Raw genomic sequence first — 6,286 nt, forward strand, 5'->3', positions numbered from 1 at the left:
GGATGTGGGGATCACCGACATCAACATGCCCAACCTCGACGGCTTCGGCGTGATCGAGGAACTGCGCGGCACCGGCATCAACTCCAAAGTGCCGATCCTGGTGCTGACCACCGAGAGCGCGCCCGAGCTTAAGGCCCGCGCCCGCGGCGCCGGCGCGACCGGCTGGATCACCAAGCCGTTTGACGATGCGTCCCTGATCTTCGCGCTGAAGCGGGTGACAGGAGCTGCGGCCTGAGATGTCCGGCTCGATTCAGGATACCTTCTTTGAGGAGTGCGAAGAGCTCCTCGAAGCAACGGATGAGGGTCTGACCGCTATCGAAGGAGGCGATCACGACCCCGAGGTTGTCAATGCGATCTTCCGCGCCGTGCACTCGATCAAGGGTGGCGCCGGAGCTTTTGGCCTGGATGATCTGGTGGCCTTTGCCCACCGGTTCGAAACCGTCTTTGACGAAGTGCGCTCCAACCGCCTGGAGCTGGATGAAAAACTGATCCAGCTGCTGCTGCGCTCAAGCGACCACCTGTCGGCGCTAGTCGAAGTGGCCCGCGACGGCGGTGAGGTCGACGAAGCCCATCACGACACGCTGCTGGCTGCACTGGATGAGTATATTCCCGAAGAAGAGGAAGATCTCACCTTTGAGCCGATGGGTCTCGGCGGACCGGCCCCTGTGGCAGACCTTGGCGCAGCACCCGCTGCACCGGCGGCACCCCAGGAGGAAACCTACCGGATCCGTTTCCAGCCGCTGAAGGAAATGTACGGCACCGGAAACGAGCCGTTTTTCCTGTTCCAGGCACTCAAGGACTTGGGCGATCTGACCGTAAAGCTCGACGAGAACGAGCTGCCCGGCTTTGACTCCATGGACATGGCCGAAAGCTATCTGGCCTGGGACCTGGTGCTGGTGACCAAGGAGACCCGCTCGATCGTCGAAGCTGTCTTCGAATTTGTCGAGGGTCTGTGCGAACTGTCAATCGAAGGCGACGGCGATGCTGAGGCGGAAGCGAATGCCCTGGCTGCGCTCGACGCCATGTTCAGCGCGCCGGCCGAACCGGATTCGGGAGCCGCAGCCGTCCCTTTTGAGCCGCCGGCCCCCGCGCCCCAGCCCGAAGCCAAGCCGGCACCTGCCGCAGAAAAGGCCTCGGCCCCGAAAGCCGAGAGCGGCAAGCAGGAGCAGCGCAGCGGTCCCAAACCCACGCTCCGCGTCGAACTCGAGCGGGTGGACCGGCTTATCAACGCTGTCGGGGAGCTTATCATCAACCATTCGATGCTGGCCCAGCAGATTGCCAATCTCAACGTATCCGACACGCGGGACGTCGAGACCGAGCTGGAAGGGTTCAAAAACCTGGCTCGCGACATCCAGGAAGGTGTCATGGCAATCCGTGCGCAACCGGTGAAGCCGCTGTTCCAGCGCATGGCGCGGATCGTGCGCGAGGCCTCTGCTGCAACGGAAAAAACCTGCAAGCTGGTGAACGAGGGCGAAAATACCGAGGTGGACAAGACCGTGATCGAACGGCTGTCCGACCCGCTGACGCATATCCTGCGGAACGCGGTCGATCATGGTATTGAAAAGCCCGAAGACCGGGAAGCCGCGGGCAAGTCCAGAATCGGTGAAATCCGGCTGTCGGCCTCGCACCGTTCAGGCAGCGTCTGTATCGAGATCAAAGACGACGGTGCCGGTGTGAACCGCCCGCGGGTCAAGCAGATCGCCATTGAAAAGGGCCTGATCCCTGAAAATGCCGAACTGACCGACAGCGAGATCGACAACCTGCTGTTTGCACCCGGTTTCTCAACCGCCAAGGAGGTTTCCAACCTTTCCGGCCGCGGCGTGGGCATGGATGTGGTGAAAAACGCTGTCACCGGTCTCGGCGGGCGCATCAATATCTCATCGACGCCCGGCAAGGGTTCTACCTTCACGATTATCCTGCCGCTGACCCTGGCCGTCATGGACGGCATGGTGGTTTCGGTTGCCGATCAGACCATGGTGGTGCCAATCACCTCGATTGTCGAAACAATGCGCGGCAGCGACGACATGATCAACAGCCTGGGCGCCGACGGCACCCTGCTGTCGATCCGCGGCAACTTCGTGCCGATCTGCGATGTTGCCGGAGGCCTGGGGCTGTACCGCGAAAGCGACCAGCAGGCCGGTGTCTACCTTCTGGTGGAAACCGAAACCGGGCAGCGCTGCGCTCTGGCTGTGGACGACATCCACGACCAGCGCCAGGTGGTGATCAAAAGCCTGGACGGCGTCTGCGGGGAAATCCCCGGCGTCGCCGCTGCAACCATCCTGGGCGACGGCAAGATCGCCATGATCCTAGACCCTGAAAGCATCATTGCGGCCTCGCCCACTGCGGCCGCCTTTGACACCGAGCGGAGAATGAGCAATGCAAGCTGAAGTGAAGCAAACTGACCAGGAAGTGAAACACGCCGAACACAGCGAGTTCGTCAGCTTCACCGTGGCCGGACAGGCCTTCTGTCTGAAAATCACGCAAATCCGCGAGATCCGCCGCTGGTCTCCGGTCACCATCCTGCCGCATGCCCCCGCCGATGTGCTGGGCGTCATGAACCTTCGCGGTGCGGTGATCCCGATCTATGACCTCTCTGCACGGTTTGGCCTGCAGCAGACCGAAGCCAGCGAACGCAATGTGGTCATTGTGGTGTCGGTGCACGGCAAGCCGGTCGGCCTGCTGGCGGAATCGGTGTCCGAGATCATCTCGATCAACCCGGATGACATTCAGGATACGCCGCCGGTCGATAGCCGCAACACGATGGAGTACATCCAGGGCATCATCTCGCATGATGACACCATGGTGCGCATCATCAATCTCGACGCGGTCATCTCGGCGCCGGAGCAGGTATTGCCGTGAGCGCAGAAGGATCCATAACGCCTGCCGCGGAAAGCTTTTCGCTCTCGGATCACGAATTCGAGGCAATCGCAAAATTCGCGCACAAGCACTTCGGCCTGGCCTTGGCGGCAAGCAAGAAGCCGCTGGTGTCCTCGCGTCTGGCGCGCAAGCTGCGGCAGCGCAATTTCACCAGCTTTAAGGACTATCTTGCCTGCCTGGACGGCCCCAATGCCGAACAGGAGCGCAGCGGTCTCTTGTCGCTGCTGACCACCAATGTGACCCATTTCTTCCGGGAACCGCATCATTTCGAGACGCTGCGCAACGATGTCTTGCCGCCGCTGATCGAACAGGCGCGGCGCGGCGGGCGGGTGCGGCTGTGGTCGGCCGGCTGCTCCAACGGCCAGGAGCCTTACTCGATTGCCATGACGGTGCTGGACCTGTGCCCGGAGGCTGCCAAGCTGGATTTCAAGATCCTGGGAACCGATATCGACCCGGTGGTGGTACGCCATGCCCAGGCAGCAAAATACCCCGAGGACGAGCTCGCCCAGATCGATGCGAAGTACCGCAAGCTGGTTCCGGCGCGGGACGCGGAGGGGCGGCTGCCCAACAGCCTGCGGCAGCTGATCACCTTCGGCACCCTGAATCTGATCGAACCCTTCCCTTTCAAAGGCAGGTTCGATGCAATCTTCTGCCGGAATGTCGCGATCTACTTCGACAATCCGACCCAGCAGAAAGTCTGGAGCGCCTTTCAGAATACCCTGAACCCGGGCGGCTATCTCTTCATCGGTCATTCCGAGCGCATGTCAGGCCCGGCTGCGCAGCACCTGAAGACGGCCGGGATCACCACTTACATCAACTCGCCAGCCGGCAGGGCCTCCTGACCGGGGCTGCAAGCAGAGCAGAAGGAAAGAAAAATGAGCTTGAAAGACTCTCTCCGCGTTATGGTTGTTGACGATATGTCGACCAGCCGCGGGATCATCACTCAGAGCCTGGATGAGATCGGCATCAAGAACTACATGGTCGAAAACTCCGGCCAGGGGGCTTATCAGAAGCTGGTCCAGACACCCGTTCACATGGTGCTGTCGGATTACAACATGCCCGGCATGGACGGGCTGGGGCTGCTGCAGGCACTGCGCGGCAACCAGTCCACCCAGCGGGTCGGCTTCATCCTGGTGACCGGCAAGCCGACACCGGAAATGATCCAGGTCGGCAAGCAGCTTGGTCTCAACAACATTGTCCGCAAGCCCTTTACGGTGGCAACGATGAAACAGGCCATCGAACAGGTCGTCGGGCGGCTGTAATCATGGAACGTCCCGACAAGGCCCTGGGTGAACTATGCGCCGCCTCGGCGTGGGAGATGGAGCAGCTGCGCAGCCAGATGCAAACGCTGGAAGATGTCGTTCTGGATGTGCTGGAGCGGGGCACCCCGCCGACCAGCCAGGAGCTGCGCTCATTGCAGGACTTCGATCTGGTCATTCAGACTCTTGCGGGGCTCTCCGGCTTCTACAAGCGTGTGCAGATGCAGGTTGATGAAGCCGGTCCGGCGGATCTGCCTGCAGCGGCGGCCGGCGTCACACTGGAAAAGCTGCGCGAGCGGCTGCGCTCTGCCGGCAATATGGCCAGCACCTGAATCCCTTGGGGCCCCGCCCGCGCTCGGGCGGGGCCGTTTGCGGCTGCGAATTTTCTTTTTCTTTGCCGCCGCCGCGGACTACATTGGGCCTAAGCAGCAATTGCCAGCCCGGGTATCCGCATGTCTTTCTTTTTCAAACCTTTGATTTTTTCCGCTTGCCTGCTGTTCGCAACAGCGGCGCAGGCTGCAAGCGACCGGATTGCACTGGTCATCGGCGTTGCCAAGTATCAGCATCTGCCGCCGCTGGAGAACACGCGCAACGATGCCGTCGCGATGGCGGATACGCTGGAGGGCATTGGCTTTGATGTCAGCCTGGCGCTGGATCCCGGCACTGCCGAGATGGAACAGCTGCTGGACGATTTCGCTTTCCGTTCCGAAGTTGCCGATCTGGCCCTTGTTTATTTTGCCGGCCACGGAATCGAGGTTCAGGGCGAAAATTTCCTGATCCCGGCGGACGCCAAAGTCACCAGCAACCGCGATGTGCAGCGCCAGTCGCTGTCTTTGAAGCAGCTGCTGTCGGCGGTCGACCGGGCCCGCAAGATGCGGATCGTGATTCTGGACAGCTGCCGCGACAATCCGCTGGGGGATTCCATCGCCCTGGATCAAAGCAGCAGTGAAACAACACAGACCAGTGCAGCCACCCGCGGCGGCGGCGGCATGGCGCCGGCCGATCCGGACCGCGGCACCCTTGTGGCGTTTGCTGCCAAGGATGGCCAGGTAGCCCTCGACGGCAGCGGCAGCAACTCACCCTATGCGACTGCACTGATGGAGAAAATGGTGCAGCCGGGGCTGGAGATCAGCCTGATGTTCCGCCAGGTGCGCGATCAGGTGCTGCAAAGCACTGCCAACCTGCAGGAGCCGCACACCTATGGCTCGCTCACGGGTGTGCCTTTCTACCTGGCAGGCCCGGGCGCAGATGACGCGCCGGTGACCGTCGCAGATGCCTCCGAGGCCTGGGCCGCACTGAAGCCGGATCAGGAGGAGCAGCTGCTGGCTCTGGCAGAGCTGGGCGATACCCGGTCGATGCTGGGTCTGGCCTATATCCGGCTGAACCCGAACCAGGGCCGGTTCGACCCTCAGGCTGCGGTGGAGTTCCTGCAGCGCGCCTCGGATGCCGGCTCGCCGGAAGCGCAATTCGAACTGGCCAAACTGTATGAGCGCGGCACCGGGGTCGAATCGGATCCCGCCAAGGCATTGGAGCTTTACCAGGCCGCCGCGGCCCAGGATTTTGCCGATGCCATCAACGACCTCGGCTTCCTGCATTATCAGGGCGGGCTGGGCCTGCCCCCCAATCCGAAGAAAGCTCTGACCTTCTTTGAGCGCGCTGCCGATCTTCGCCATCCGCAGGCGCAGTTCAATTTTGCGGCGCTGATTGACGACGGGTTGATCCCGTCCAAAGGCCCGGAGGATTCCGCGCATTACCTTTATGCGGCCCTGCGCAGCGGCAGCTCCGATGTTCTCAATCTGCTCAGCGACCGCCCCAATATGTTTACCTCCGAAACCCGGCGCGCTCTGCAGAGGAAGTTGAGAGAAAACAATTTTTACGCTGGTGCAATCGACGGAGATTTCGGCCCAGGAACCCAGCGGGGTATCCGTCAGGCGTATGGACTGGAGGGATAACCGTCCTACGTCAAGGGGATGTTGTTACATCGTACCTTGTTCCTTGTTCTGATCACATGTTTCCTCAACAGCCCCTTGAATGGCCACGCTGCCGGCTGCGGTTGCGGCGGCGGCGGGGACAGTGGTGATAGCGGCGATGGAGACGGCGGCGGCGGAGATGGCGGCGGCGGGGATGGCGGCGACGGAGACGGCGGGGAC

7 protein-coding genes are annotated in these 6,286 nt (G+C 61.7%); all 7 read left to right on the top strand.

The window, feature by feature from the left end; all coding sequences use genetic code 11:
* Positions 1-235, top strand: a 235-nt coding sequence (locus RA20_RS24335; RefSeq protein ID WP_039135491.1) for a response regulator, incomplete at its 5' end; no start/stop codon positions are given.
* A gap of 1 nt (position 236) precedes the next feature.
* Positions 237-2,387 (top strand): chemotaxis protein CheA, encoded by a 2,151-nt coding sequence (locus tag RA20_RS24340; RefSeq protein ID WP_039135494.1) that lies wholly within the window; start codon positions 237-239, stop codon positions 2,385-2,387.
* Entirely contained in the window at positions 2,377-2,859 is a 483-nt protein-coding gene (locus RA20_RS24345; RefSeq protein WP_039135497.1) for a chemotaxis protein CheW, read from the top strand. The genes RA20_RS24340 and RA20_RS24345 overlap by 11 nt, the downstream gene beginning before the upstream one ends.
* Positions 2,856-3,719 (top strand): CheR family methyltransferase, encoded by an 864-nt coding sequence (locus RA20_RS24350; RefSeq protein WP_039135500.1) that lies wholly within the window; start codon positions 2,856-2,858, stop codon positions 3,717-3,719. The genes RA20_RS24345 and RA20_RS24350 overlap by 4 nt, the downstream gene beginning before the upstream one ends.
* A gap of 33 nt (positions 3,720-3,752) precedes the next feature.
* Complete coding sequence (locus RA20_RS24355; protein ID WP_039135502.1) at positions 3,753-4,139, top strand: response regulator; 387 nt, start codon at positions 3,753-3,755, stop codon at positions 4,137-4,139.
* Between the two features lie 2 nt (positions 4,140-4,141).
* Complete coding sequence (locus tag RA20_RS24360; RefSeq protein WP_039135505.1) at positions 4,142-4,468, top strand: hypothetical protein; 327 nt, start codon at positions 4,142-4,144, stop codon at positions 4,466-4,468.
* A gap of 120 nt (positions 4,469-4,588) precedes the next feature.
* Complete coding sequence (locus RA20_RS24365) at positions 4,589-6,088, top strand: caspase family protein (RefSeq protein ID WP_039135507.1); 1,500 nt, start codon at positions 4,589-4,591, stop codon at positions 6,086-6,088.
* Positions 6,089-6,286: the final 198 nt, after the last annotated feature.

Source organism: Leisingera sp. ANG-Vp, assembly GCF_000813725.1.
Taxonomy (GTDB): Bacteria; Pseudomonadota; Alphaproteobacteria; order Rhodobacterales; family Rhodobacteraceae; genus Leisingera.